General features: G+C 49.4%; 25 protein-coding genes and 1 pseudogene. 10 read left to right on the top strand and 16 right to left on the bottom strand.

All coding sequences use genetic code 11. The annotated features are described in order from the left end of the window. Positions 1 to 72 precede the first annotated feature (72 nt). The 3 genes from B2952_RS07195 to B2952_RS07185 form a co-directional block, all read right to left on the bottom strand. Positions 73 to 1,569, bottom strand: coding sequence for a glycoside hydrolase family 30 beta sandwich domain-containing protein (locus B2952_RS07195; RefSeq protein WP_290734631.1), 1,497 nt, complete (start codon positions 1,567 to 1,569; stop codon positions 73 to 75). Positions 1,570 to 1,683: 114 nt separating this feature from the next. After that, the gene (locus B2952_RS07190; protein ID WP_290734633.1) at positions 1,684 to 3,141 is read right to left on the bottom strand and encodes an esterase; all 1,458 of its coding nucleotides are present in this window, start codon (positions 3,139 to 3,141) and stop codon (positions 1,684 to 1,686) included. A gap of 112 nt (positions 3,142 to 3,253) precedes the next feature. After that, on the bottom strand, positions 3,254 to 4,801 hold the full coding sequence (locus B2952_RS07185) for a CotH kinase family protein (RefSeq protein ID WP_290734635.1): 1,548 nt from the start codon (positions 4,799 to 4,801) through the stop codon (positions 3,254 to 3,256). A 234-nt stretch (positions 4,802 to 5,035) separates the two neighbouring features. Here B2952_RS07185 and B2952_RS14205 point away from each other — a divergent pair. The 5 genes and pseudogenes from B2952_RS14205 to B2952_RS07165 all read left to right on the top strand — a co-directional run. After that, positions 5,036 to 6,337: pseudogene (locus B2952_RS14205) on the top strand (family 43 glycosylhydrolase); the annotation flags it as partial. 165 nt (positions 6,338 to 6,502) lie between these two features. After that, a complete protein-coding gene (locus B2952_RS14200) occupies positions 6,503 to 7,153 on the top strand; it encodes a carbohydrate-binding protein (protein ID WP_414655333.1) in 651 nt (216 codons plus the stop codon). A 208-nt stretch (positions 7,154 to 7,361) separates the two neighbouring features. Then, a complete protein-coding gene (locus tag B2952_RS07175) occupies positions 7,362 to 7,625 on the top strand; it encodes a type II toxin-antitoxin system RelB/DinJ family antitoxin (RefSeq protein WP_290734639.1) in 264 nt (87 codons plus the stop codon). Then, on the top strand, positions 7,625 to 7,888 hold the full coding sequence (locus tag B2952_RS07170) for a Txe/YoeB family addiction module toxin (protein ID WP_072810479.1): 264 nt from the start codon (positions 7,625 to 7,627) through the stop codon (positions 7,886 to 7,888). Before B2952_RS07175 ends, B2952_RS07170 begins: the two co-directional genes overlap by 1 nt. A gap of 130 nt (positions 7,889 to 8,018) precedes the next feature. Beyond that, complete coding sequence (locus B2952_RS07165; RefSeq protein WP_173654150.1) at positions 8,019 to 8,384, top strand: helix-turn-helix domain-containing protein; 366 nt, start codon at positions 8,019 to 8,021, stop codon at positions 8,382 to 8,384. 30 nt (positions 8,385 to 8,414) lie between these two features. On the opposite strand, the gene B2952_RS07160 is transcribed toward B2952_RS07165, so the two are convergent. Continuing rightward, positions 8,415 to 8,618 carry a hypothetical protein gene (locus B2952_RS07160; protein WP_290734645.1) on the bottom strand — a complete coding sequence of 68 codons (204 nt, stop codon included), beginning with the start codon at positions 8,616 to 8,618 and terminating at the stop codon, positions 8,415 to 8,417. A gap of 68 nt (positions 8,619 to 8,686) precedes the next feature. After that, entirely contained in the window at positions 8,687 to 10,084 is a 1,398-nt protein-coding gene (locus B2952_RS07155; RefSeq protein WP_290734647.1) for a GIY-YIG nuclease family protein, read from the bottom strand. Positions 10,085 to 10,578: 494 nt separating this feature from the next. Here B2952_RS07155 and dnaK point away from each other — a divergent pair, with 494 nt between their 5' ends. From dnaK to B2952_RS07135, 4 genes are all read left to right on the top strand, one after another. After that, positions 10,579 to 12,480 (top strand): molecular chaperone DnaK, encoded by a 1,902-nt coding sequence (gene dnaK / locus B2952_RS07150; RefSeq protein ID WP_072978362.1) that lies wholly within the window; start codon positions 10,579 to 10,581, stop codon positions 12,478 to 12,480. A 100-nt stretch (positions 12,481 to 12,580) separates the two neighbouring features. Further along, positions 12,581 to 13,723 (top strand): molecular chaperone DnaJ, encoded by a 1,143-nt coding sequence (gene dnaJ, locus B2952_RS07145; RefSeq protein ID WP_290734650.1) that lies wholly within the window; start codon positions 12,581 to 12,583, stop codon positions 13,721 to 13,723. 177 nt (positions 13,724 to 13,900) lie between these two features. Beyond that, positions 13,901 to 14,506: a hypothetical protein gene (locus tag B2952_RS07140; RefSeq protein ID WP_290734652.1), complete on the top strand. Its 606-nt coding sequence runs from the start codon at positions 13,901 to 13,903 to the stop codon at positions 14,504 to 14,506. After that, positions 14,493 to 15,389, top strand: coding sequence for a nucleotidyl transferase AbiEii/AbiGii toxin family protein (locus tag B2952_RS07135; protein ID WP_290731746.1), 897 nt, complete (start codon positions 14,493 to 14,495; stop codon positions 15,387 to 15,389). The genes B2952_RS07140 and B2952_RS07135 overlap by 14 nt, the downstream gene beginning before the upstream one ends. A gap of 157 nt (positions 15,390 to 15,546) precedes the next feature. On the opposite strand, the gene B2952_RS07130 is transcribed toward B2952_RS07135, so the two are convergent. The 5 genes from B2952_RS07130 to B2952_RS07110 all read right to left on the bottom strand — a co-directional run bounded on the left by B2952_RS07130 (position 15,547) and on the right by B2952_RS07110 (position 21,988). Beyond that, a complete protein-coding gene (locus B2952_RS07130; RefSeq protein WP_290731743.1) occupies positions 15,547 to 16,125 on the bottom strand; it encodes a hypothetical protein in 579 nt (192 codons plus the stop codon). 38 nt (positions 16,126 to 16,163) lie between these two features. Continuing rightward, complete coding sequence (locus B2952_RS07125; RefSeq protein ID WP_290731740.1) at positions 16,164 to 17,246, bottom strand: DNA/RNA non-specific endonuclease; 1,083 nt, start codon at positions 17,244 to 17,246, stop codon at positions 16,164 to 16,166. 81 nt (positions 17,247 to 17,327) lie between these two features. Then, the gene (locus tag B2952_RS07120; protein WP_290731738.1) at positions 17,328 to 17,849 is read right to left on the bottom strand and encodes a hypothetical protein; all 522 of its coding nucleotides are present in this window, start codon (positions 17,847 to 17,849) and stop codon (positions 17,328 to 17,330) included. Between the two features lie 61 nt (positions 17,850 to 17,910). After that, a complete protein-coding gene (locus B2952_RS07115) occupies positions 17,911 to 20,736 on the bottom strand; it encodes a fibrobacter succinogenes major paralogous domain-containing protein (RefSeq protein ID WP_290734654.1) in 2,826 nt (941 codons plus the stop codon). 67 nt (positions 20,737 to 20,803) lie between these two features. Then, positions 20,804 to 21,988, bottom strand: coding sequence for a fibrobacter succinogenes major paralogous domain-containing protein (locus B2952_RS07110; protein ID WP_290734656.1), 1,185 nt, complete (start codon positions 21,986 to 21,988; stop codon positions 20,804 to 20,806). Positions 21,989 to 22,485: 497 nt separating this feature from the next. Between B2952_RS07110 and B2952_RS07105 the strand changes: the two genes are divergently transcribed. Then, positions 22,486 to 23,070, top strand: coding sequence for a flavodoxin family protein (locus B2952_RS07105; protein WP_290734658.1), 585 nt, complete (start codon positions 22,486 to 22,488; stop codon positions 23,068 to 23,070). 21 nt (positions 23,071 to 23,091) lie between these two features. On the opposite strand, the gene B2952_RS07100 is transcribed toward B2952_RS07105, so the two are convergent. From B2952_RS07100 to B2952_RS07075, 6 genes are read right to left on the bottom strand one after another with little or no spacing between them, the layout of a single operon-like run. Then, positions 23,092 to 23,568: a hypothetical protein gene (locus B2952_RS07100; RefSeq protein WP_290734660.1), complete on the bottom strand. Its 477-nt coding sequence runs from the start codon at positions 23,566 to 23,568 to the stop codon at positions 23,092 to 23,094. A 33-nt stretch (positions 23,569 to 23,601) separates the two neighbouring features. Beyond that, positions 23,602 to 24,630, bottom strand: coding sequence for a DUF2156 domain-containing protein (locus tag B2952_RS07095; RefSeq protein WP_290734662.1), 1,029 nt, complete (start codon positions 24,628 to 24,630; stop codon positions 23,602 to 23,604). 44 nt (positions 24,631 to 24,674) lie between these two features. Further along, entirely contained in the window at positions 24,675 to 25,004 is a 330-nt protein-coding gene (locus tag B2952_RS07090) for a hypothetical protein (protein WP_290734664.1), read from the bottom strand. A gap of 9 nt (positions 25,005 to 25,013) precedes the next feature. Then, positions 25,014 to 26,159, bottom strand: a complete 1,146-nt coding sequence (gene tgt, locus B2952_RS07085; RefSeq protein WP_349679831.1) for a tRNA guanosine(34) transglycosylase Tgt — start codon at positions 26,157 to 26,159, stop codon at positions 25,014 to 25,016. A 24-nt stretch (positions 26,160 to 26,183) separates the two neighbouring features. Then, positions 26,184 to 26,531, bottom strand: a complete 348-nt coding sequence (locus B2952_RS07080) for a hypothetical protein (RefSeq protein WP_290734668.1) — start codon at positions 26,529 to 26,531, stop codon at positions 26,184 to 26,186. 11 nt (positions 26,532 to 26,542) lie between these two features. Next, positions 26,543 to 26,872 (bottom strand): hypothetical protein, encoded by a 330-nt coding sequence (locus B2952_RS07075; RefSeq protein ID WP_290734670.1) that lies wholly within the window; start codon positions 26,870 to 26,872, stop codon positions 26,543 to 26,545. Positions 26,873 to 26,875 lie beyond the last annotated feature (3 nt).

Raw genomic sequence — 26,875 nt, 5'->3', positions numbered from 1 at the left:
TCCACCGACTCACCACTTTTTCATACACCTCAGCGAAATAAAAAAGTCGTCCCTTGCAGGGCGACCTTTTACTTATCTCAAAACCACACGTTGCGTTTTCGCATTGCCGCATTTGACCATGTACACACCGCGGCTTAAGCCTGCGTTTGTCATGGCATTGCGGAGATCGCCGATATGTCCGGCTTGGAATTCGCCGATGAACGCGCCGAGCGGGCTAAATACTTTATATGTACTTTGAAGGCTTTGGGGCGCAACATGCGTCCCGAAGGCAATTGCATCGGTAGAGTCTGAAGGCGGTTCAACCTTTGGCTCTTGCCACAGAACGAATTCGATGGTCGTTGCACTGCGGGCCGGAACACTGAAACTGCACTTTGTACCATCGACTTTGACTTCGCTTCCTTCTTTGAGGTTGTTATTGTCATCGGTGACGTAGGGCTTGAAGCTTCCAATTTTCGTGTTTCCGAAGTCAAAGTCCGCCTTGAACTCCTCGTTCTTGGAATTGAGAATGACGACTGCGATTTTCGTCTTGAGGGAGTCGCGGTAGGCGGTGACCTTTACATCTCTTTCGGGATTCTTGGTAGCGTCGATTCTCCAAGAGCCGGGTCGCGCGAAACGGCTGAAGTTCCCCATGACCCAGAGTCGCTTGGTAGGCTCCACATTGTCGGGGTTGCCTTGTCCTTGCGGCCAGAGGGCTCCGTTGCCGCAACTGGCTTCGCTGCAGGAATAAATCCACCAGAAATGCCAGGCGTTCATGTTCGCAATAGTCAAGGCGTCATGGATTACGCCTGCAACGCGGAGAGCACTTCCCATGCCCACATCTTCCTTGTTACTTCCAAGATCATAGACTTCGGTTTCCCAGAATTCCTTGCCGGCTTCGTGGATTTCGGGGTAAGCAGCCGGGTCTCCGCCGTATTCGTGCGTCCCAAAAATATCGGTGTATTTCAGGGCGGCGGGATTGTTGAAGAAGGCTTTTTTGTAATTGGGGAATCCGTACCAGTTAATAGCTTCGGTGCCAATGATTTTGATGCCCGTGGTATCGAGGGTGGGGCCAAGGTAGTCGCCGACCCAACGCGCCAATTCATCGGGTTCGTAGTGGTTGTCGCCGGTGCCGTCGGGCTCGTTTTGCGACGAAATTGCATATAGATTAACGCCAGCCTTCCGCATGTCTTGCGTAAACTTCAAGATGGTGTTGGCCCAGTCCTGAGCGTGATTGAAATCCAGGTGCTTTTTGCCACCGTCGTAATTTATGGTGTATCTAGATGTCCACGGGGCTGCCCAGACTTTGACGCCGTATTCACTCGCCTTTTTTGCGATACTCGTTTCAGATGTGGTGCCGTCCGGGGCGATACGGATGCGGTGCAGCGTAAGCCCGGCGCCACTGGTGGAGTCCCAAAGAAAGGCGGCATTCTTGTCGGTGATGGAACCGGCCCATGCCGAGGCCGCCCCAAAGCCGCTGATGCGCTGGTATTCCTTGCCGATATCTACGTTAATCGTTGCCGCACTGGCGAGGGTGCCCAAAAACGCGACAAAACCTGCAAAAGAGGGAAATCCCTTAATTGAAAACGACATAAAGCCTCCCATACGAACTTTACTTACTATAAAATAAGTTGAAAAATTCGCTTAATATAGGGCTTTATTCGAATTCGTTTTGATAAATTGACAACAGAAAGATGTATTTATCCGCTAGAACTTCTCGAAAAACTCCCATGTGGCTTGCGGCACCCAAGATTGCTGCTGGCCGGGGTCCTTGTGGTCCCAGATGTGTCCGCCGCTCTGCGTGCACCAGCGAACGGGGAACCGTTCCTCGACGGTCGTGTAGTCGTAGCATTTGTGCGGAGCATTGCGCTGGGCTTCTTCGGCGCGTTCATTCTTCGCCTTGCCGCCTTCGGAGTTGAGCGTCAAGATGATGTCACGCGCGTTCCGGCCCATTTCAGGGGTGCACATGCCGTCATCGAGGCCAAGCACGCCCATCCAGCCGATTCCCATTTTCTTGCGCTGCGGGAGCCAGATGTTGCGTTCCGCGGTTTCGTAAACGGCCACTGCGCGGAGCACGTCCTGGTGGTTCCACGAAAGGCCATTGCTGAACATGGCGCCGTAGCTGAATCCCGTGGAAAAAACGCGGCTCGAATCGATGCAGAAGTTGCCTTCGAGATATGCGAGGAGTTCGTCAAACAGGAGGTAATCATCCTGCCCCCAGGGCAGCTGGTTTCCATTGCCTTCGGGCGCAACGAATATCGCGGTTTCGTTCTTGTCAATCCACTTGAGGCCGTGATAGCCTTCGTCCTGCACGGCGCTTCCCGAACCGCCCATGCACTGCATTCCGAAAATGAGTTTGTACGGTTTGTTCTTGTCGTAACTTTTCGGCATGTCGATGCGCACGGTACGCACGCCCTTGCTCCACCTGAAATCAATGTAGGGCTTGTCGCCACGATACTTGTAATCAAGCTTAGTGTCCTTGCCGCAGCCACGAGTGGGAACAGGGTCGTTCTTCAGGCCCCATCCGTATTCGTACTGCGGTTGCGGCGGAGCAGTTTTCTTGAGCGTAAGCGCAAGATTCGTGTCAAGATTGTTGAGCTTTACATTGAGCGTGTCGAAGCCATCGGCAACAACGCGCAGATTGTCCGAATCGCCCACCTTGAGAAGCGCCTTTGCTCCGGACTTCGCGCCGAATGCCGTATTGAAACTTCCATCGGCGACAAACTGGAACGTTTGCGAAGCGCTACCTACGCGGACGCGCGCGAAGTACTTGCCCTGCGCTTTCACGGAAGACTTCATGTCAACTGTCCCCGAGCCGCAGAGAGTTTCATTCAGCAGGCGGTTTCCGAACACGTCGAAAATCTGCACCTGTACCGGAGAATTTTGCCCCTGCGAAAACGATAAAACGCCGTTGTTCACGGAGAGATATCCGACAGCAATCCTGCTCGCCAATGCCTGCGATTCCTCGTCCTGGTGAATCGTGAACGCGCCCGAGGCCTCCGTTTTCGCATTGAGGCCTTTTTGAACAAGCAAAACATCTGCGCCACGGATAGCCTTGCCGCCATCGTCGCTCACCTTGCCTGTCAGGGTAAATGCATTTGCCGACATTGCAGACAACGCCATAAGAACGCCAACGGACACACCTGTCCATAGAGTATGATTCATAAAAAGCACTCCTTTTTTGATTTTCTATTCCAGAAAATACTTTTCAAGAAGCGGTTTAGTTCTTATGTAAACTTTTTTGCGTTGACAACGCTGTCCACAAAGGATTTTTCCTTCAATATCCATTCACCACGGCACTGTAGTCCGAAATACGCTTCTGCATCCACGCTTCCAAATCTCTTGCTGCCGCAGCGGAATTTTTCCCCGTATTGTTCCTGCTTTCGGGCCAGGGCCATCGTTCGGCATCGTTCGCCATAGCCACTGCATTTTCTGCAAGGTACACGTTCAGGCGCTCCGAAACTAGCGCAGAAATTTTCGGTGCAAGTTCCGCCCAGCGCGCCTTGTATTCCGTAAGGAATTGCGCGTTAGAGAAAAGGTTCGTGAAAAATCCAGATGCTCCCGAACCGTCCCAGGCATTGGCACCAAAGCCGCCAAACCCGCCTCGGCCTCCGGATGTTCCCGTAGCGCACATTCCCCAGTCATTCTTCTTGTCGGCCGTGCAGTTGAACGGGCTTCCGCTCGGGTTCGTACTCCCGAGAATCCACGATTGACTGCCAAAGTATTCCTTCGTCTCTTCGTTCCAGCTGTAACCGAAACCGCCATCAAAATCCCACACGGGTCCAAACACATACTTGCCTTCCGCAGAAGCCCTGTGCAGGTACATGCTACGCGGGGCTTCGAGTTCCACATTACGCGTGATTTCTTGCAGAATCAAGAAGTCCATGAACGAGCGCACGTCAAGCAAAGCCTTCACCGCATCGTAATCGGCAGAGGCAATCGCATCTTCGAGTCTCTTGAAATCGGACCGTATCTGTTCCAGGCTACCTTCCGCAAGCGTCTTCGGGTATTTTACGGCAACAGGCAATTTGTATGTAGCGCTCCAGAAGTTGTCGTTCGCATCGGGAGAAAGTTCCGGTCCGTCATCTTGGTCAAGACTCAGGAGTACACCGTCCGCACCAACATTCACGCGGCTTTCCGCCTGTTCAACCTGTTCCGTCAACTGGTACAGTCCCTTGTAGTCGCCGTTGATTTCCACTTCCACAAATCGGTTTGCATTCACAAAGTTGAAACTGCCCATCTCCCGCGCGATATCGAAAGCAAGCGCGTTCATCAGGTTCGTCGGGTCGCGAAAATTCGCCAACAACACCCAGTCCTTATTCGCGGCAAGCCCGAGCATTTCGGTTTTTTCCTGAAACTTGATGCGGTAAGGTTTCTTGTCGTACCAGAGTCGCGTAGAATTCCCGCGTTGCTTTATTTTTGCGGCGCTCACCGGAACGTCGGCATATATCCCGTTCCCCGCGACCTCAATGGTACACCCGATGTACGCCGGTTTCTCCAGGCTGTCCGTCCGCGAAAGCACCGAAGCATCGTCCACAAGAATGCGGATGTATGGCACGCCGTTGTTTGGCACGGGATTCACAGAAGAACTGCTACTCGAAACGCCAACCGCCGGCATTTCCGCAAAAGAATACTCGGGTTCTTCTGCAGGCACTTCTCCCATGCTTGTAGAAGAAGCGAAATAAACGGGTTCAAAGGCGGTCGCGTCACTCGATCCGGCACTTTCGACACTAACGCCAGCATCAACGCCAACGGGATCTTCACTACACGCAACAAGCACGCCCGCAAAAATAACCGGAGCAAGCCTCCGGACCAAACAATCCATACATAAACCTCACGGAACGCCAACCCCGCACCTGCATAATTAGATAAAAATGGCAAAAAATGCACGTTTTTGCGCCTGCATGCTTAAATTTTTCGTTTAGGAAGTGTGTAAACAACTCCGCAAGACATTCACGCCTATTGTAAAATTGTCAATGATAAGTTAATCCCGGGGCGTTCCGCGGGGCTTTTCGTGATATATCTTTATCTCTGGTGTATAACATGTTTGGAGATTAAGATGAAAAATATCTTATTCGTTTCTTCCGTATTGGCCTTGGCTTGTACGGGTTTCGCTCAGAAAATTGTAATCACGACGAACTATACGGCGGACCCGGCGCCCTATGTCCATGGGGATACGGTTTACCTGTACACGACCCACGACGAGGACAATGCCGACGGGTTCATGATGTACGACTGGCTGTTGCACACTTCCACGGACATGGTCAACTGGACCAGTCACGGTGCCGTAGCAAGCCTGGGCGACATCAAGTGGTCCTCTAAAACCAACGGGGCCTGGGCGGAACAGGTCATCGAGCGGGACGGCAAGTGGTTCATGTACGTCCCCATTCACGGCAACGGCATTTCCGTCTTGGTGGCGGACAACCCTTACGGCCCTTTCAAGGAACCTTTGAACAAGGCGCTTGTCTGGCAGCGCGAGCACTGGAACGATATCGACCCTACCGTCTGGATTGACGACGACGGGCAGGCCTACATGTACTGGGGCAACCCCGATTTGTACATGATCAAGTTGAATAAGGACATGACCAGTACTCAGGGGTCCATCGTCACCTACCCCAAGATCAAGGATTACCAGGAAGGCCCCTGGGTCTATAAGCACGGCAACAATTACTACATGACTTTCGCATCCACCTGCTGTGCCGAAGGTATCGGGTATGCCATGAGCGATAAGATTACTGGCCCCTGGACCTACAAGGGCGACATTATGCCGCATTCTTCGCGCAGTAACGGAAACCACCCGGGTATCATCGATTTCAAGGGGAAATCCTACGTTTTCGGCCTGAATTACGAACTTTGGCGTTACAAGTCCGAGAAGATGGGCCAGAAATACCAACACAAGGAGCGTCGTTCTGTCGGCCTTTCCGAAATGAAGTACAACGCCGACGGCACTATTCAAAAAATTGATTATTGGCCGGACAATGGCGTGGCCCAGCTGGAAGATTTCGACCCGTACAAGCGCGTGGAAGCGGAAACCATGTCCTGGGGCGAAGACGTGAGGGTCCGCAAGAGCGGTACCGCCGGCAATACGGTCATCACCAACCTTTCCGAAGGGAAATACACCAAGATTAGCGGCGTGGAATTCGGCGACGCGGGCGCGGAAAGCTTCTCGGCGTCGGTGCTGAGCGTCAAGAAGGCGTCGAGCATCACCGTCCGCCTGGACAAGGTGGATGGCGAAATCGTCGGCAAGGCGGAATTTAGCGCCGACGGCCTCGTGACGGTGCCGCTGACCGGTGCGGTCGGCAAGCACGACGTGTTCTTCGTGTTCGCGGGCGATTTCGAGGCGGACTACTGGGAATTCGAGGACAGCAAGACCTCCATTCCGCAGGGGCCGTTCTGCAAGGCGAAACACGGCGACCCCGAGGCAAAATGCGACGTGCCGGTCGTGGGCGCGAAGGTCGAGGGCACGGCCAACTTCATCGACTTCGAGAACTACGACGTGGGCGGTGCGGGCAAGGCCTACTACGACATGGATACCAAGAACCAGGGAGGCGAATACCGCGAAGACCGCGTGGACATCGTGAAGAACGGCGACGCATTTGCCGTGGGCTACACGCAGAAGGGCGAATGGCTCGAATACACCGTGAACGTGCAGGCCGGCGGGAAACTCCCCTTCGAACTGAGCTATGCAAGCGGCATGGACAACACGGGCGTGCGCCTGTTCATGGACGACGAGCCGATTACCGACACGCTCGCGCTCACGGGCACCGGGGATTTCGACACCTACGGCACTTTCAAGGGAACGACCACCAAGGAACTCACCACGGGCGAGCACGTGCTCAAGGTGATGGTGACAAGCGACTACGTGAACCTCGACTGGATTGCCTTCGGTGAAAGCGAAGGCAGCGCTGAAGACATCCGCAACGGGACCACGGGCATCGTGCCGAAAATCGCCCTAAACGGCGCCGGAGCCGCTGGCATGGCAAACGCTTTCGCAAGGGCCGCGGGCAGCTACAGGGTATTCGACCTGATGGGCTCCGAGCTCGGGAACATCCGCCTGGATGCCGGCGCAACGCTCACGGACCTCAAGGTCGGACTCAAGACCGCCGGCTTCGGGAGCGGAGTCTACGTCGTCCGCAACCCTGCCGGAAAGACCCTGAAATTGCAAGTCGGGGAATGAGTTCTCGCGCATCTTAAACCGCGCGCAGCCTCCCCCTCATAAAAAAATCCCCGACCTCTCGTAAAGAAGGCCGGGGTTTTTAGCGTCAATGTTTAATGCAATTTTATGCAATTTGCAGAATATTGAATAAAATTGCAGTATTTTTATTAAAATTATTGCTTTTTGCAGTCAATAAATGTATATTTGTAAGGTAACAAAGGAGCATTATATGGCACAGGCAACGATATCCGCACGCATCGACAGCAAGGACAAAGAAAGCTTTGACAAGTTCTGCAGCAATGTGGGGCTGTCCACTTCTGCCGCCATTTACATGTTCGTAAAAAATGTCATCAACGAGCGCCGCATCCCCTTTGAAGTCCGCGAGCCCTCCCTCCGCTACAACGCAAGCGACATCGAAGCCCTCAAGAAAGGCATCGAGCAACTTAACGCCGGGAAAGGTGTTGAACACGAACTTATTGAGGTAGATGACTGATGAAGAAAATTTGGTCAGACAAAGCTTGGGACGACTACCTCTACTGGCAAACACAAGACAAAAAGACTCTAAAAAGAGTTAACCAGCTTGTTAAAGACATTGAACGCAACAATTTTGAAGGCATCGGAAAACCCGAAGCATTGAAGGGCAACCTCAGCGGATTCTGGAGCCGCAGAATCGACGACGCAAATCGGCTAATTTATCGTATCAACGGCGAGTTCATCGATATCCTTTCGTGCAAAGGACATTACGAAGACGTTTGACGATTAAGTCGGCTTATTGATTATATCCCCAATGAATATTGGGAGTTTTATATATCAAAAGCCGGCTTTTTTTGTTTGTTAATGTTTAACACTATTGACCGATAATCAAAAATTGATTATTTTCAAATCTATGTTGGCAGTCGTGAAAAAGCCCCGTATTGAAATTCGTGCGAAGCACATCCCTGCTCCGCTTGTCAGGTTCTTGAAGGATACCTACAAGCCCGAAAATGTGGCGGTCTGCAAGAACGAGGATTCCATTCCCTTCGAGGAGTCCGACTGGTTCAAGAACCTGGATTCCACCCCCGGCGAAATGATTGTCGCGAACCGCGATTTGCGCAACTGGTCGCAGGTCACCCTTGCCGAAAAACTCGGAATTCAGGTCCAGAACCTCTGCGCCATGGAAAATGGACGCAGGGCGGTATCCCGCAAGATGGCGATAAAACTCGGCGAAATCTTCGGAACGGATCCCGCTGCCTTCTTTGATTTTAGCAAGTAAAGGGGAATCCTCCCCTATGATGGATTTTTGCTAGGAATTCATCAATCCTTTGATGTATTTTTCGGCATCGGCTACGGGTGCTCCGTTTTTGATTTCGGAGATGGCTTTGGAGAGTTCGGCGTAAACATCGTCCAGGGGCGTGACGCGACCGTTCAACATGTCGTTGTAGTCTTTCTCGAGTTCTGCATCGAAGCGTTCTTTAGACCATGTGGCAGCGTTTTCGGGCTTGTTCATATTATTCAACATACATATTTGTTCGCACAAATGCAATACATTTAAAAATTACCAATAATTCATGCCCATCAATCAATTTCATCAGCATACTTAAAGATCTTCCCGTATGCGGTCTTGGTTACCCCGTTACAAGCGTTGTTTATATTACCACGTTTACCACCAAAAGCTCGGGTTGCTTCAATCATGCTCTTGTATCGTCCAAAGACCGTCACTCCGTCAAGTTCAAATGCTACGATTGGCCTAGCGTTTTTCCCTCGATTCGTAGGTGCGAACCATTCGTCTATCCATCCTTTTTCTTGAGCAATTACATAAAGTCGTCTATAGGAGTGCTCAAACTTACTGCGAGTTTTGAACTGCATTGCGAGTATATGTACATCTTCCTTACTCATATTTACCCAATAGTTTTTGGGAACCGCTTTTCGTTCAAGCCAAGGGCATTCCTTGTCCCATCCATTCTTTCTCATTTTTTCCCAAACACCATGATTATCTCGGTCAAAGTCAACTACAAATTTATACGACTTTGTAAGAGCAATGCACTTTTCTTTTGTCCATTTATCGGCACCAAGGCTGCCTATACTACCACCTTTTTTCTTATTAATCAGATTCCATCCATCCTCTTTGTACTTTTCGATGATAACTTGTTCAAGCTTGCTGGCTTCTTCAGTAGTAATTTCCGAATAAATGTATTTCGGTTTTGGAACGGAAACACCAATTCTTTCGGCATATTGGTACACACTATCATGTTTCTTAAGATGGTCTTTGTGCCTAAGATTTTTTGTTGTAGTAATACCTACATAGACTGTTCGGGTCTTTTTAAATTCATATGCGTAAACGCAATTAGTGGGCACTCCTGCTTTTCCCGTTCCGGCTTTTTCAAGCCATGCGCATTTTTCTAAAAGGCCACGTTTTGCAGCCGCATTATACATCTTTTTATGATGTGTCCTAAAATCTCTATGAGAAGAGTATCTTTTGGCTGTTGCTAATATTTCCTCATCGGTATACACTAATGTACCGGGGCTATATAAACCAAAAGAATCAATCCATCCCATAGCAATGGATTTCAGATACGCCGAATTGTCTCCTTCACGAAATTCCATTCGAGTTTTGAATCGCTTGGCACTTTTGCGGCACGTTTTATAATCAAGTACTCTTTCTTTTCGCATATTTGGATAAAATTTATGCAACCAGCCTTTTTTCCAGCATTTGCAGTATACGGCAGAGTCATTTTTTTTCAGTTCGGCCGCTGTATTAAACCGGGAGGCATAATTTCTGCAATATTCGTAAGAAAGAGTTCTACCTTTCTTTAAGTTAGTTGTTTTTGGGTAAAAATCATATAACCAACCTGTTTTACGACTTTTATTGTAAACAGGTTGATCAAAATTCATTAGTGCCGTTGCATTTTTACACTTGGATGCTACATCTTTGCAAAAATCATAACTAAGGATTCTATGCTTTTTGTTATCCATATATCAGCACTAGATTAAAGTTTTTTCTACAGGTTGCAACATCTTGGGTAGATGTTGCCATATAATTAAAATATTAGATTACTCGTAAAATATATACTCAAACATGTGACATAATCTTTCAGTAGGAAAAATATTATGAGATGCCGGGGGTTTTAGGGGGCGGGGCCCCTTAGGAGAGGAGGTGGTGAGCAACGGAGTGCGAACCAGGGGGAAGCCTCCCCCTCCCCTCATATACGGGTCTGGATCCTTCGACTTCGGTGCGTTGCGCCTTCGCTCAGGATGACACATCCCGCTGCCCTCCTAACTACTATTTCATAATGAAACACGCCTTTTTTGCCCCGAATTAGGGGATTTTCTTGTTTCAGAACGAAACAAAATGGCCGTTTTTTGCCAGTTATTAGCATTTGGCACGGGTTTTGCTTATGTATGGGCGTAAAAATCGCCCCGTTCAGATTGATTCGCGGGCGGCAAGAATTTAAAATAGGAGACTCATTATGAGCAAGATTATCGGTATTGACCTTGGTACGACCAACAGCTGCGTGTCCGTGATGGAAGGCGGCAAGCCGGTCGTGATCGCTAACGCGGAAGGTTTCCGCACCACCCCGTCCATTGTCGCTTTCGGCAAGAACGGCGAACGTCTGGTGGGCCACGTGGCAAAGCGTCAGGCCATCACCAACCCCGAAAAGACGATTTACTCCATCAAGCGTTTCATGGGCCGCACCGCGGGCGAATGCTCCGCTGCCGAAAAGAACATGCCTTACAAGCTGGTGGGCTCGGGTTCCGACCCGGTGCGCGTGCAGGTGGACGACAAGCAGTTCGCTCCTCCCGAGATTTCGGCCATGGTTCTCCAGACCATGAAGAAGATTGCCGAAGACTACCTGGGCCAGCCGGTGACGCAGGCCGTGATTACGGTCCCCGCCTACTTTAACGACTCCCAGCGTCAGGCTACGAAGGATGCCGGTAAGATTGCTGGCCTCGAAGTGCTGCGTATCGTGAACGAACCGACGGCTGCAGCACTTGCCTACGGTCTTGACTCCAAGAAGAGCGAAAAGGTCGCCGTGTATGACCTCGGTGGCGGTACGTTCGATATCTCTATCCTTGAAATCGACGACGGCATGTTCAGCGTGAAGGCCACCAACGGCGATACGATGCTCGGCGGTGACAACTTCGACGAAGTGATTATCGACTGGATCAACGACGAGTTCAAGAAGGACAATCCGGGCATCGACCTGAAGAAGGACAAGATGGCCCTGCAGCGTTTGAAGGACGCCGCGGAAAAGGCGAAGATCGACCTTTCTGCAACGACTTCCACGAACATCAACCTCCCCTTCATCACTGCCGACGCTTCGGGCCCGAAACATTTGGACCTCACGCTCAGCCGTGCAAAGTTTGACCAGCTGACCGCCCACCTGGTGGAACGCTCCATGGAACCCTGCCGCAAGGCTATCGCCGACTCCGGCCTCTCCCTGAGCGAAATCGACGAGGTGATCCTGGTCGGTGGTTCGACCCGTATCCCGGCCGTGCAGGAAGCCGTGAAGAAGTTCTTCGGCAAGGAACCGAACAAGACTGTGAACCCGGACGAAGTGGTGGCTATCGGTGCCGCTGTCCAGGGTGCCGTGCTTAGCGGCGACTCCTCCGTGAAGGACGTGTTGCTCCTCGACGTGACCCCGCTTTCCTTGGGTATCGAAACTCTCGGTGGCGTGATGACCAAGCTCATCGACCGTAATACCACGATTCCGACCAAGAAGAGCCAGGTGTTCTCTACCGCCGAAGACAACCAGCCGGCCGTGACGATTCACGTGCTGCAGGGCGAACGCGAATTTGCCCGCGACAACCGTACGCTCGGCAAGTTCGACTTGACTGACCTCCCGAAGAAGCCCCGTGGCGTGCCGCAGATCGAAGTGACCTTCGATATCGACGCGAACGGCATTGTGCACGTGTCTGCCAAGGACAAGGAAACCGGTAAGGAACAGTCCATCAAGATTACTTCTTCCAGCGGCTTGTCTGAAGACGAAATCAACAAGATGGTTAAGGATGCCGAAGCCAACGCTGCCAAGGACAAGGAACAGCGTGAACTGGTGGACATCAGGAACCAGGCCGAACAGATGGCTTACCAGGCCGAAGGTCAGCTCAAGGAATTCGGCGACAAGCTGCCGGCCGACACCAAGAGCCAGCTGCAGGCTGCCATCGACGACATCAAGGCCAAGAAGGACAACGGCACCAAGGAAGAGATCAAGGCCGCTATGGACAAGCTCCAGGGCATGATCAGCTCCATGGCCCAGGCCGCCGGTGCAAACCAGGCTCAGCCGGGTCCGCAGCCGGGTGCTTCTGAACAGCCGAAGAACGACAAGAAGGGCGACGGTCCGGAAGTCGTCGACGCGGAAGTGGTTGACTAATTTCAACCTTAAAAAATCAAACAGGATTCGCCTCTCAAAAAGGGGCAATCCTTTTTGCGTAAATAGAGTTTGTTAATCGAAGTGAAGCCGAAGGCATATTATGGCTGAAAAAAGAGATTATTACGAAGTTCTAGGCGTCGGCAAGGACGCGAGTGCTGACGAGATCAAGCACGCCTACAAGAAGCTTGCCATCAAGTACCACCCGGACAAGAACCCGGGCGACAAGGAAGCCGAAGAGAAGTTCAAGGAGGCTGCCGAGGCCTACGATGTGCTCAGCAACCCCGAGAAGCGTAAGCAGTATGACCAGTTCGGCTTCAACGCCCCCGGTGGCGGTTTTGGTGGCGGCGGATTCGGCGGCCAAGGATTCAGTTTCGAGGATATCTTCGCGAACTTTGGCGATATTTTCGGTGGCGGATTCGGTGGTTTTGGCGGCAGCCGTCGTGGCGGTCGCAAGGCCGGGCCTCCCCGCGGAAACGATTTGCAGATCAAGGTGGCGCTCAGCTACAAGGAAATCTTCGAGGGCTGCACCAAGAAGGTTCGCCTGAAACGCTACACGCCGTGTACGGAATGTAACGGCAAGGGCGGCACCGACATCAAGACTTGCGATACCTGTAAGGGTACGGGGCGCGTGCGCCGCGTGTCTGGCGGGTTCTTCCAGATGGTTTCCGAGAGCGCCTGCCCCACCTGTAACGGCATGGGCGAAGTCATCGCGAAACCGTGCCCGCATTGCCACGGCGAGGGCCGCGTCCAGGAAACCGAAGAAATTTCCATCAAGATTCCGGCGGGCGTTGCCGAAGGGCAGTACCTGAACCTGCGAGGCGAAGGCAACTGCGGGCCTCGCGGCGGTGCCTGCGGCGACTTGCTGGCGGTCATTGCCGAAAAGCCCGACGACTTCTACACCCGCGAAGGCGACGATTTGCACTGCGAAATCAAAGTTCCGGTCCACAAGCTGGTCCTTGGCGGAACGCAGCGAATCCCGACGCTGGACGGTGGCGAAGTGCAGATCAAGATTGCGGCCGGAACTCAGGCCGGGAGCATCTTGCGCCTGCGCGAACAGGGCCTGTACCCGCTGAACAAGCGCGGCGACCGTGGAAGCCTCTACGTGAACATCGGCGTGGAAATCCCGAAGGACATCTCCCGCGAAGAGAAGGAACTCTACCAGAAACTCGCGGAACTCAGGCACGACAAGGAAACCGCACAGGAAGAATCCTTCCTCGAGAAGATGAAGAATCTGTTCAAATAGGTGTGAGGTCGGCGCACGGTGCCTCTGAGGTATGAGGTCGTTCGCGCGTTGCGCTCACTTTGAGAATATCGCCCCCGGCATTGAAGTGTCGGGGGTGTTTTTTTACCCATTGACAAACACTTTTTTATTATATATATTAAAAAGTGTTAATGAGGGTGCAAAATGCTTTTGGAATTCTTGAAATCAAAATTTGGGCCGGGGAAACCGATTTTCACCGAAGACGCCGAACCACTCGGGCTTTCGGCTGGTAATCTGCGACAGCAATTCAAGAAACTGGTCGATGCGGGCGAACTTTCGCGGTTTGAACCGGGGGTCTATTTTTTGCCGGACCCCAACCACGAATACTACCCCATATCGTCGAACATGGTGGCCGAGTACAAGTACATCACCGATGGCGATGAAATTTACGGTTATTATTCGGGTTACACCTTCGCTAACCAGTTGGGATTGTGTCTGCAGGTGCCGTATAAGGCAGAAATCGTAACTAATAATTCAACAGCTATCGCCCGTGAGGTTAAAGTTGGACACACTCCATACTACATTCGTCGCGCCAAGATTGCCGTCACCAAGGAAAACCGCAACGTACTCCAACTTTTAGACTTGCTTAAAGATGTTGAAGAATATACGGACTACTGCTGCGAGGAAGAAGCGCCCGACATCATCCGCAGGCATATCTTGCGCAACAAGATTCTCCGCGCCGACGTAGATAAATACATCGAGAACTTCCCACTAAAAACATACAAGTATATCTACGACTTGAGGCTTTACGATGTACTTGCATGAAGACAAACCCCTTTTCAAAAAAATAATTCAAGATGTTAGTGATTCCTTAAATATCTTGGATGCAGTTGTCGAAAAGGACTACTACGTTTCCCTTATTCTAAAAGAGATTGCGGCCTCGTCGGACAAAGCCGTTTTCAAGGGCGGCACTTCGCTTTCCAAGGCATTGAAGGTCATTAACCGTTTCTCGGAAGATATCGACATTTCCTTTTCGGAGCATATCGGGGCGGCGCGGCGAAAGAAACTTAAATACAACATAATCGCCCCCATCGCCGACAAATTGGGCCTTGTCATTACTAATTTTGACAAAACGCAAAGCGACCGCGACATAAACAACTACATATTCGAATACAAGCCGCTCTGCAAATCCAATGCACATATCGTCCCCGCTGTCAAGGTTGAAACAAGCCTTGTCACGGCAGTGTTTCCGTTCAAAGCGATGCCAATAGGGAACTACATCGCAGATTACGCAAAAGATATTTCATTGCGCGATTACGGACTGGAACCGTTCATGATGAACGTTCAGGCTTTGGAGCGAACTTTAATTGACAAGATATTCGCTATCTGCGACTATTATCTAACCCAAAAGTCCCGCCGTCTATCGCGACACATTTACGATATTCACAAGATACTTCCGCTAGTTAAATTCGACGAGCAATTCAAAGAACTTCTTGAGAAAGTTCGCGAAATTCGCCGTTCATTAGACATCTGCCCTTCGGCAAAACCAGAGATAAATATCAATCGGCTTTTGAAAGAAATCTGCGAAAAGAACTTTTTCAAGCAGGATTACGAAGGGGTGACGCGATTCTTTATTTTTGACAACACCAGATACAAGGACACCATAGCCTCCCTGCAGAAAATCATCGACCTGGGTGTTTTTGCGTAAAAATGTCACTTATTTAATATTTTTGTTGAAAGTAGCAAAAATATTAAATAGGATTGCTCAATATAAACAGGCCGATATCTTTTGGGCTGGCCAAATTGGCATGTCGGGCCCGATTTTTCACAATTGTGGGAATGAATGTTCAACAATCTTGGAAATTTTATTTCTTGGGGTGGACGTAGATGCTGTACTTGTTTCCGTATCTGCGATTTAGCGATTCGTTTAGATAAATGACCTGTATGCTTACTGTACCAGATTTTATAGAGGAAAGTTTTAGAACAGATTCGCTTTCTATTCCGTTTTTATTACCTAGGGCATGAAATTTATAGACCCCTTCGCGTTCATTCTTAATCCATGAAAAATCTCCATTTCCCTGTGATACCATATAATATTTAAATCCGTTTTCTGCATTCACTTTTATAGCAATAGGAATGAGGGTTTGGGTAGTCTCAAACCAATGGTCTGTTTTTATGGTTGAGCTAAATTTTATGTATAGTGGAAGACTTTCAGATGGTTGATTTCCCGTTATTATATGTCCACGACTAAAAGTCTTGCCATCTAATGAATATGACAACGAGTCTGAAACGCTCCAATCTTCATAATCGCATCCATTATTGCATTTCTCATTCGCTTTTTTATATTCGGCAGATTCCTTGTTGATGGAACCATCTGCATTGAAAATATTGCCAGCAAAGGCAACGCATGCAAATATCGCTATAGAAAGACATGTTTTTTTCATAGAGTCAACTTCCTTTTGTTTGTGAAATTTTGTTGAGTTTAAGGACAGGTATTCGGTATACGCTTTTCGAGCTGAGCAACACCATCAACAATGTAATTGATGATAAATTCTGTGGGAACAAAGGATGTTCCACTGTAGAGGAGTTTCCCAGAAACCAAAACTTTCTTTCCTTCTTTTAGGGCTTTTGCCCATACATTTTCAAGAGACTTATAAGTACCGGAATTAACAGAAGAACTCATAGGAACAAGGTTCTCATAACCCCCTGTACCACCAAATTGATTGCCAATTAAATGTCCGCCTACACCACATTTCATTTGATGACCTATTTTTTGTTCTACGCCTTTGCTGCCCCTTGGGTTGTAATTTGTTTTTCTCAAGATGGCTGAAAATTCATTGATACGACCATATTGGTCTGTCGTGTATTTCGCTCCATTTTCAACAAACCCATCTACAGTATAAGTTGTATTTTTAGGAATACCGTTGGGACTCTGAATATCCTGTGCAATCTTTTTGGGTTCCATCACCGGTTCTGCCTTAGCTTTTGAAGGATTCTTTTTTACAGACTTAGCCTTACCTACACCACCCGTTACGGCACCTATTGCAGCACCCCACATAAAACCGTCGGCAGCGCTTTCAATTGCGCCTTTTTGTGCGGCGGAAAGATTTCCGCTCTTTAAAGCCTCTATTAAGCCGCCAAGCCCACCGCCAACAACAGCTCCTGAAATTGCGCCAATTGCGGCTCCTTTACAAGATGCAAATGCAATAGCTGCGACTGGCTCTGCACCCGTGGCACCGGCTACAACGCTTACCGTTCCCGTGATGACAATGATAGCGGCGCCTACGCCAAATTTTGCGGCGACTTTACCCCAATCGATGTCATATTTTCCTTCGTAACGGTCTCTCAATTCTTGGACTGACATTTTTTCGATATGCTTGTCACGCAAATTCAGGCCGCTAGAAGAAATGACTTCTTCGGCGAAAGTCATTTCTGCGTAGGTTATTTCTGCGAAAGTTTCCTCAGCATAGGTTGTTTCTGCATAGGTTACTTCCGCAAAAGTCTCTTCGGCGAATGAAAAAGCCGTTGCGAATAGGAGTAGGGCTAAAAATGCAAGTTTGTTCATGTTTAAATTAAGGATGAAAAATTGTCAAAAAAATATAGAACGGAGTGCTAGAGATTCTCTCTAGGCTTAACCTAGGCTATATTACAAATTTTTGACGATTTCCTTGGCTTTTGTTAGGGTGAAGAATCCGTTTTTACAATCGCCTTTGAAATTCGGTATTTTTGACATGCACGAACGGGCTGCGTTAAGAAAAAACTTTAATTGATATTCAGACAACGGATTCAAATAGAGTGTTTTGCCACAACAATTTAATCCATAATTTGTTTTGAGGCTAGCATTGACCGCATTAAGAATTTGCTGACAATTAGCAACATCTGTCGGATTATCAATTTTGTGATTATCTTTTCGCCTAAATCCCAAATGAAAGAACGTCCCCTTCAAATCTTCTTGATTGAGACAAATAACAAATTTGTATTCCGTTCCGCTACATTTAAAATAGTATGCCAAATATAGCCTGCGATTGTCTTTATTTTCTGAAGTAAAAAATCCTATTTCAGAATCACAGAATACATTATTGAGCCAATCTCTCAATTTGCAAAGAACTGGCAAGTGTTTATGGCTCAGCAATGAAAAAGCCGCAGCAAGTTCAGTATCGGTACACATGTTTGCGTCTCTTATTGTGTATGGCTTGATTCAACTCCTTAGACAAAAGCCTTAGATTAGATTAATTTTTGATACAGCGTACAGATCTGTGTTCAATGGCACTTCCAGAGGCCGAAACAGCATCATCTCTGTTGTTGTACATGTTTACGCCTCTTCTGTAGGACGTGTTGCCCGGAGCACTCCAAAAAAAGGCTGCTTCACCTTCGTAAATATCATATCCATAATTACTCGTATAACCCGCTGGTAACGCGGCGAAACCATAGATATCCGTACCATTTCCGCTATTCCAATTCAGTGATTTGAGAACCTTGGCTGCGATAGATTGCCCCCCAACAGCATCAAACAAGACCCTCCATTCTGTGGTATCGGGTATGTGCCAACCATTAGGGCAAATGGAATCAAAGTTCGAAATATGTGCACTATAAAGTCTTCCATATATACTGCAATTATTTGCATCATTGTCATAACAATAACTAGCGTACTTGTAATAGTAATTTAAGTTTTCCGCCATCCATGTTTGGTTTCCGATGATGACAGTTTTGTATGTCCTATTATCTCTTGAATCAACCATAAACCCGTATTCTTTAAATTCTATTGTTCCCTTCCATTCTAGATTCTTGCAATGATATACAGAATCATGTGTTGCGGATAGCGTTTTTCTTATTTCATCCCCTTCTGTATAACTAACGCAGCCTTTATCAAGATTTTTTTCAAGTCTATTGGCGATTCTAAATGCACTGGCATCGCAAACATATTTATTTGAAGCAACAACTTCACCATCAATAATCGAGCCGTCCATTAAGCAAGTTTTACCATAAGTATCATATTCTAGGACAGTTGCCTTAGTCCAATTTTTTGACTTGCAGATATAATACACGCCATTCATTTTATCAACAACGCCCTCATTCGCTGTAGAACAATATCCGAGTCCATATTCTTCAGCAGAAATCTGTTTCCAGTTTTTATTTTCACAGATATAATACTTGCTGTTCAATATTTGCTTTTCTCCTTCTCTGTTTGTCACACACGCGCCCAAGCTGTTTTCTATCGTATTGGCAGAAATGCGCCACATTCCATTCTCATACACATAGTAGTTATCAGTATTCACGCTGCCCGCTTTAACTTCACCCTCTGTACCAGCCTTCCAGCCATACGTATCGTATTCCAAAGGAGTCGCCGTTGTCCAAGTTTTTGACTTGCAGATGTAATATGTGCCGCCATTTTCAGCAACCACGCCTTCACGGGCTGTGGTGCACACGCCTAAGGCGATCTCTTGGTCATTGGCGGCGACTCTCCATACTCCATTCTCGTAAACGTAATACTTGTCCTTATTAACAACGCCAGCCTTCACATCGCCTTCTACGCCCGTCAATCCGTAGGTGTCATATTCCAGTACGGTCGCCGTTCCCCAGGCGTTGTTTTTGCAGATGTAATATGTGCCGTTAAATTTACTTACCACGCCCGCATTACTTGTTCCGCAAAGGCCGATGGCGGTTTCCCTTTCAGAAACTTCCCACTTAGTGCCGTTGTAAATATATATGGTGTCTGTTACGTTGCCTTTCTTGAACTCGCCTGTTTTACCAGTAGCCCATTCGTAAGTGTCCTTCTGGAAGGTGGTCGCGGAATCCCACTGGCTGCCGTTACAGATAAAATACTTGTTGTAATTCTTGCTCAACTTGTTGCTGTTCGGGGCAACAACATCCTTACGGTTGACAGAGCATCCACCCAGCCCATATACGTTGTTCCAATAGATGTCCAGGTAGGTCTCGTAAGCGGGGATATCCAGGATATTCCAGCTTTTCACGGAAGCCTTAATGGTGCTGTAGTTAAAGTCATAAGCCCAGTCCGCCATGGAAGCCTTTGTCTGCAAGTCATTCCATTCGCCGTCGGTCTTGATGTCAGCAATGAACTTGTCTATGGTATTTTGAATTTCGGCATCGCTACGGTTGCCCATGACCAGCGCCGAAATCGCAAGGAGGGTTGCATTGCCCGCGCTAGTGGTCACGCTCACGCCCTCGTTCTGGAAAATGGCAAAGTCCTCGGAATAGGTCACGGCGGTCGCAAATTCAAAAGCCGTCATGATTTCTTGCGCTGCCTGCTTTTTCGCGGCATAAACGCTGTAGCCCTTCTCCTGCACCAGATAAAGAGCACGGTCGTATTCCAGGTGGGTCAACAGGTTGATGTTTACGTCTGTCCGTTCTTCAGAAAAGTCGGTCAAGGCACGGAGCGTCATGGAATCGGTGGACCATTCGCCCGTTACCTCGTTCCTGTAAAGGCCGCGGACTTCTAGCTTTGCGTAGGGGTAAGCGAGGCTCACCTTTGGAATCACGAAGTCGCCCTTGTTGCTGGAGATTTCGTCCTTGTAAACGGTTCCAGAAGGGGTCAGGTTCTTCTTTAATTCATACAGGTTCAGCGGTGAGCCGAACTTGAAAGGCCCTTTCTGCGCTACACCCGTTACGGAAATGTTCTCCCGGACAAAGCCTTCGGGTACATTCGTATCGCTGTCGGAGGAACTCGGGTCTGTTTCATCGGAGGATCCCGTCCCCTTACTGCTGCTGGACTTAGTGTCGGAATCCGTGTTGCCAGAGGACATATCCGATGAGACTTCGCTTAGATCCACCCACGTTTTGTTTTGGCAAAGGTAGTCCGTCAACTTTTCGGCGACATAGACAGTATCGCCCTCGCGCTCGCTGGTGCAACGGCCCATGTCGACAAGTGTCGCCACTTCGCGGCCATCATTGGCCCCTTCGGCTGGCTCAGGGGCCTTGGCTCCCGAACCGCTGTCTCCCCCGCAGGCGGCAAGGAGAATAGCGAAGAGGGTTACCAGCCCCTGAAACGACTTCAGGGTAGCAATGACGCTTTTGGGGGTTCTTTTGTAGGCTTTCATGACAGATTTCCTATTTAAATTCGCTTTTTAAAGATGCACTTTGTGGGCTGACTATTAGGCTTTGGTATTAGTCTTTGACACAGCGGATTGAAAAAGCATTACTCTTAGGATGTGAAGCTCTGATTGCATTGTCGGAGCCAGAGGAGAAATAGACATAATCCGCATTGAGCCTTTCATCCCCTTTTTTCTCTGTAGGAATCCAAAAAGGCGCTTTATTGCCCTCAAGGATGCCACTCCCGTATGTTTGTCCAATGCCCGCAGGCAATACCGTAAAAGAAAATTCATCTGTGCCATTGCCTCCATTTACCCAGCCAGAAACAGATTTTAGCATCAAGCCTGCACCAGAACTTCCTCCGACAGCAGAAAACAACGATTCCCATTCGTAATATGTCGGTAAATGCCAGTCTTTGGGGCAAACTCCACGTACGGGGTATATTGGCGAACATGTTTTTGCATAACCACATTCTGCTCCATTCGAACTCCATGTGCCTGCGCTATCCATCGCATCTGCCCATGTGTAAAGCCGCCCGTACTTGTTGCAGTTGTCACTCTGATTTTTGTAACAATAGCTAGCGTCCGTTTCGTAATTGAGGTTCTGCGCCATCCATACTTGCTCGCCAATTGTCACAATCTTGTATACTTGTCCATCGCGGGAGTCTGTCATGGTTCCCGTAGTTGCATTGGCTGTTTCTGGGATATGGCTCGACGAAGATCTAGGCTTCTGACTGCTACTGGATTTCGCAGAACTGCTACTGGGGGTGTCAAGAGAACTGCTTGATTGCGTAATTGAAGAACAAGAAAGACTCAACGAAGAATCGTCTGTTTTTTTGACATCTTCTTTCCAGTTGCCGTCGGTACAGACATATGCCTTTTTTTCGTCTTTTATATAGGTGGTTACACCTTCGCGCTTGACTGTGCAAACAGGAAGATCGTCGAAGGTTGCTACAACCAAGTCAGACTCGATGATGGGGGTGTCGCGATTGCTGGAATCTAATGAATCGTAGTTTGTCCATTTACCGCCTACACAGACAAAGTCGGCCTTTTCGCTCCTGACAAAGACCGTATCGCCTTCTAGGTCGTCCGAACAGTCATCGAGGTCATCGATAGACGAAACTAACACGACCTTTTCGGGGGTGTCACTGCTGCTCCCGCTGTCTCCACAAGCGGCAAAGAATAGAGTGAACACGGACCCTATCGCTATGCTCCAGGGTGACAGGCGGGTAAATACCGCAAATGATTGCTTCATAGCCATGACGGCCTCCATCGGTTAAAACCTGTGGAGTTTCGCCTTGTTCGGCTTGGAAAACGCAACACCGATTTTGTATGGGTACGAAAAAGGGGTGCGGGTTCGTTGCATTTACCCAGACGAGGCTCGGGAAGGGCCCTTACACGATAAATGCAAACGACCCACGCCCCAAAAGGGCGACAGAACCGCAAAAGCGGCTTGTCGAAATACGCCCAAAAGAACCGCTATAGGCGGCTCGATAAACGTATCTACGTGAGCGTTCGCCTTGTCCTCGTGTAAGTTGAAATTTTCCCGATTTCATCTAGAGAACAAGAGCAAAAACTCTCTATATTTCCAATTTAAATATAATTTAAATTCAAGCCAAGCGCACCAAAAATTTACAAAAGGTGCGAATTTGGGATAAAAAAAGGATGTTTCGTTCTTTTAAGTGACATTTTCTAGATTCTGGGGTGTTTAACAGGGGAAAGTTTTATAGAAGAACGTTTCTTTTGGATGGAGACACAATGAGAAAAGTGGTCATTTTGAATGCAAGCCCGCGCAAAGACGGAAACATCAGCCAGATGTTAAATGTCATAGGTGATACCCTGTTTGAAAAAGGCACCGAGGTAACAGTCATTGATGTCTGCAAGTTGGAATTTCGCCCGTGTATCGGTTGCATGAAATGCCGTAGCACTCACGATTGCGTGATGCCGGAAGACGACGCGAAACGGATTCTGCGCATGGTTCAAGAATGCGACGCTCTTGTAGTCGGTTCGCCTTGCTACTGGGGCAACATGACCGGGCAACTCAAAATGCTATTCGACCGCTGGGTTTACGGCATGATGGACCACAGCGAACGCGATTACCCGATTCCACTGTTAAAGGGAAAGAAGGCTGTCATTGTGACGACATGCACTACCCAATGGCCATTCAACCTGATTTTCAAGCAGTCGGCGGGTACCGTTCGCGCCCTCAAGGAAATCCTTTGCTGGAGCGGATTCAAGATTGCAGGTGTGATTCAAAAAGGCGGAACCCACAAGAGTAAAGGCCTTACGCCCAAAGAAATTGCCAAATGCAAGAAGATTGCCTTGTCACTTGGTTCGCATTAAAGGCGTGAAAACGCAATCGGATTAAATTATCGGGAATCCTTCGCGATATTCCTTGATAATGTACGGATGCGTCTTGGCGTATTCGAAAATTTTATCGCCGAGGCCGTTTTTTACGAGATTGACGAGAGCCTGACTTGGAACTGCGCCGACACTCGGACAGGTGGGCGTGAGGGCGATGACGAGTTCGCCGTCTTTATTCATGATGCGCAGCGGCCAGATGGAGCAGTCGAAGGGCTTGTCTTCGGGCTTTAAAATGCAGCCTTTGTGCGGGTCGAGGAAGGTGCAGGGCACTTCTTCTTCGGGGTCAGCGGTTTTGTATCCGCCAAGGACTATTTGGCCGTCGCGGAACTCCCCCACCACACCGTATTCGTTAGGCTTGCTGAGTTTTTCAACGACTTCGGGCAGGAACAGCGGCGTTTCCCAGAGGCTCTGCCTGCGGAAAGAGCAGCAGAATTTGCAGGCGGCGCAACTGGATTTAGAGAGAATTTGAGAGAGCATTTTTCTTTAAATGTTATGGATTCTATCGGGGTTTCACCCCTCCAGAATGACGATGTGGGACTTGTCTAATATAGTTTGCGGGTAGTACGAGAGTTTGGCCTTGCGGAGGCCTTCGATGTTGATGTCCTCTTCGCGGTTGATGAACTTCGCGCCCGCAGCCACGAGGCGCTCGGCAAATAGTTTGTTAATAATCGCATAGCCGCCGTTTTCGGCGTATTCGTCGATGACTTTTTCGAAGTGGATGTCCCAGACGCCGGGCAAAATTTCTGACGCCATCGTCATGCCAGCAGAAGCTCCGCCAATATAGAGCACCGCCCCTTTCATGCCGAGAGCATCAAAGTGTTCAAGAGCCTCGCGGATAGCGCAGTATTCCGAGAGCCTAGATTTTTCATCTTCGGAGCGTTCCGCCCAGGCGGCTTCGCGACATTCGCAGGTGCATTCGCAGTCGGTATCGCTGGATTCGCCCAAGGTTTCGATGTTGAGCCAGCTCTTTTCGACCGCAAGTGCATCCGCAAAATTTTCCGACGTAAGTGCGCGGATTTCGTAGTCCGAGTAAGTCCTGTTGAATCGGGAAACGTGGTTGCGCTTTTTCTTGTACTGGTTTCCGGCCAAGGTGGCAAGGCTTTCGGCAGAATAGATGTAGTCGCTGTCGCCGCGGTTTTCTTCGAAACGGAGTAGAGGCTCGGCGCATTCCTTGCCAAAAACTCCATCCGTTTCGACGAAGGAATTCGCATCGAAATACTCCCGCAAAATCTGTGCCCGCGGCTCGTCCACAAGGCAGAATTCCAGCGGACGACCCGATTCGCGGGCGTCTTCGGCAATAAGCGCGAGAGCTGCTTGCGGCTCCCCCGACCCGAGCGGGAAAGCGTACCCGCGACGGCTCCCAACTCCGTTATAGTAGCGGAAAAGAAACCCATCTTGCAGCGCAATCTGTGTGCCGTACTTTTGCCGTAGCAGGAAAATGTTCGCGAAGCTTGCGTCACTGCCGATATAGCCCGAATCGGCCACGGCATTTGCCGCTGCCGCCCGGTCTGAAAGTTCTGGGGTCTTAAAGTTTATCATCTTCTAGAAAATACAATTTTTTACGGCATAAGGAGCGGATTTCCTTATTTATCTTTTTTCTTAAACCGGAATGAAATTTTCTCATGTGCTCTTGGATCATACTTTGCGAGTGCATGCACAAACACAAACATGTAGATGATTAAGCATATGATGGAATGAATATCTCCTTCATCTTGTGATTCCGCTTTTTTGCTTATTAACAGAAATACATACGGTGATAAAAGCATATACAAAGCCACGAACAGCTTAAACGCAATTTGAATCAAGAAATTTTTTTCTTTTATTTTATAGCTCCAAGCAACTATACAGGTCAATAGAAAAGACGCCAGTAATGTGTAACCATACATAATGACGATTACGGTGATCATCGACATAAAAACTCCTTATTTCGCGTCGCGCTGGAGTTGCGGGATAATTTGTGCGGACCATTCCTCGAAATCACCGGCTTCAATGTGGTCGCGGGCCTGTTGCATCAAGTGCAGGTAGAAATGCAGGTTATGCAACGTCGATAGCGTCCAGCCGAGGGGTTCCTTGGTCTTGAACAGGTGGCGCACGTAGGCGCGGGTGTAGTTCCGGCAGCAATGGCAGTCGCATTCCAGATCGAGCGGGCGGTCGTCATCGGCGAACTTGGCGTTCTTGTAGCGGAGCACTCCCCTGCTGGTGTACACAAGGCCGTCCTGCGCGTTCTTAGCAGGCAGAATGCAGTCGAACATGTCGACTCCGCGCTTGATAAGTTCTAGCAGATTCCAGGGAGTGCCCACCCCCATCACGTAACGGGCGCGGTCCTCTGGCAGGTAGTTGGTGCAGAAATCCGCAATCTCGTACATGGTTTCTACGGGTTCGCCTACGGAAAGGCCACCCATCGCATAGCCGTCGGGGCCAAGTTCCTTGAGCGCTTCGATGGATTTTTTGCGGAGTTCCTTGTGCATGCCGCCCTGCACGATTCCGAAAAAGAATTGCGGGTAGCCGTGAAGCGGCGGGTTCTTTTCAAGCCAATCCATCGCGCGCTTTGTCCAGGCCAGCGTGTAGTCGAGCGATTGAGACGCTTCTTCGACGGTGCTCGGGTAAGGCGTGCATTCGTCAAATGCCATGATGATGTCGGCCCCGATTTCGCGCTGGGCCTTCATCACCGATTCCGGAGTGAACATGTGGCGCGAGCCGTCCAGATGGCTATGGAATTCCACGCCCTCTTCGGTGATGTGGCGCAACTCCTTGAGGCTCCAGACCTGGAATCCGCCGCTGTCGGTGAGCATCGGGCCGTTCCAGCCCATGAACTTCTGCACGCCGCCCATCTTGGCCACAAGTTCCGTGCCCGGGCGCAAGTACAGGTGGTACGTGTTCGCGAGAATGATCTGCGCTTGCATTTCGCGCAGGTCCCGCGACGAAAGCCCCTTCACGCTCGCAAGAGTGCCCACCGGCATAAAAATCGGTGTTTCCACGACGCCATGCGCCGTGTGGAGCCGGCCGCGGCGGGCCTTGCTGCAGTCGCTCTTTTTCAGAAGTTCAAAAGGGTTTTCGTTCAATGATATACCCACATCAACGAATCTAGAAATTCATCGCCTGAAATAATTCCGTTCGACTGCGGCATCAACAGCATTATTAATCATTTCTTCATCGGTGAGTTCATCTTCATAAAGATCTACTATAATGCCCCCGGGAGAATCGTTCCAATCATAATTTCCTGATTCAGAGGATGTCGAATCCTTCTCTAAAGAAACGGTAGAATCTTGCGTGATCGTGTTTGTTGAATCCGTCGGGGGCGTAGGAATAACTGCATCGCTACCCTGAGGCTCCGCCGGAACGGACAATGCCGCGGAAAGCCCCAAAAGGGCGACGAGCCTCGCCTTGGTCTTGGGGGCAAATTCACCAATGCTTTCGACTTTTTTGCGTTCGATATTCATTTGACTCCGCGCTATAGAACTTCGTCGATTTTTTCGTTCCAGTGGTCCGTGCGCTCCCGCAAGATTACCACACCGTTATCGCAAATGCAGAGGGTGCAAACCTCATTCACCACCTCGTAATCGGACCCGCCGTTGAAAACGTTCGCGTTGCCGTATTCTTCTCGGTCAAGCCACGCATAGACCTTGCAGGTGTTGCGGGAGGAAGCTTCGCAACAATAAGCCGCGAGAGCGTCTGCGGTAAAGTCCGCAGGCCTTACGCCGCCGAGGATTTCGTCGGCAGGGACCTTGATTGTCCCGCCCTTCGCAAGAATTCGCGCAGAAATGTTGTATTCAATATCCATTCT

The organism is Fibrobacter sp. UBA7003 (assembly GCA_002449765.1).
Classification (GTDB): Bacteria; Fibrobacterota; Fibrobacteria; order Fibrobacterales; family Fibrobacteraceae; genus Fibrobacter.
Note: the sequence above shows the minus strand (reverse complement) of the source record. Positions and strands in the feature narration are given on the sequence as shown.